The following is a 1,172-nucleotide window of genomic DNA, read 5'->3' on the forward strand; positions in this document are numbered from 1 at the left end:
CTGACCCTAAAAAAACGTGATTATAAAACTCAATATATTGAAGGAGTCCCGCAGAAGACTGTCAATCCACCACCTGAGCGTTTAGAGCGAATCCGTAAAGAAACGGCTTTGGTCAAATCAGCGCGCAAAACAATGCTTGATCGAACCGATTTCATTACAAAGTTTGTGGTGCCATCAGAGGGGAGAGTTACGGGTGTATACGGAAGTCAGCGTGTATATAACGGTGTCCCTAAGCGGCCTCATTACGGCATTGATTATGCCGGCCCAACAGGTGATCCGGTAATCGCTCCAGCGAGTGGTGTTGTGACGCTAGTTCATCCTGATATGTATTACTCGGGCGGAACGCTTATCGTTGATCACGGCTACGGTCTGAGTTCCACTTTTATTCATTTAAGCGAAATCTTGGTGGAAGAGGGTGACGAGATTCGCCAAGGCGACGTGATTGCAAAGATTGGCTCAGGTGGTCGATCTACAGGGCCTCACCTTGATTGGCGTATGAACTGGCTGGACCAACGTGTTGATCCAGCCTTAGTGCTTGATATTGATTTGCCTAAAGGTTTTTAGCGTCCTAGCAAACTTTGGCCGCAAACGCGCACAACATTACCGTTGATCGCTTGTGATGCTGATTGGCACATAAAGGCGATGACCTCAGCGACGTCAATTGGTAAACCTCCTTGTGAAAACGCGTTTGATCGGCGTCCTACTTCTCTTGGCACAAAAGGTACCTTGCTTGTCATTCTGGTTTCTATGAACCCTGGTGCGACAGCATTAATGGTCATGCCGTTAGAGAGTGAGCTTGCCATAGCCTGTGTATAACCGGCTAGCCCACCTTTCGAACACGCATAATTTGTTTGGCCGAAGTTGCCAGCTATGCCAGAAATAGAGCTGACGCCGACTATTCGTGCATTCTTTGCGAGTGCTTTTTTCTCTATCAAAGCTTCATTAATTTTGATGATCTTTTCAAGATTGAGGTTGAGCACGCTATCCCATTGCTCCGGTCTCATATTTCGCAAGGTTTTATCGCGGGTGATACCTGCGTTGTGCACAACAATATCAATTACTCCCAATTGAGATGTGATTGAACCAAGTAATTCTTCAACTGCATCTGTGGTTGTTAGATCAAGCGCTATCGCATGTCCGCCGATGCTTGAAGCAAATTGCGTAAGTGGTGC

Annotated in this window: 2 protein-coding genes; one reads left to right on the top strand and one right to left on the bottom strand. The window is 46.8% G+C overall.

Annotated features, from left to right (window positions below):
* The coding region (locus tag A3738_RS20720; protein WP_156504377.1) for a M23 family metallopeptidase at positions 1–564 on the top strand (564 nt) is incomplete at its 5' end.
* Here the strand turns inward: A3738_RS20720 and A3738_RS20725 are convergent.
* Positions 561–1,172: SDR family oxidoreductase (locus A3738_RS20725; protein ID WP_156504378.1), on the bottom strand; the 612-nt coding region annotated here is incomplete at its 5' end. The genes A3738_RS20720 and A3738_RS20725 overlap by 4 nt on opposite strands.

The sequence above is a fragment of the Oleiphilus sp. HI0066 genome (genome assembly GCF_001635725.1).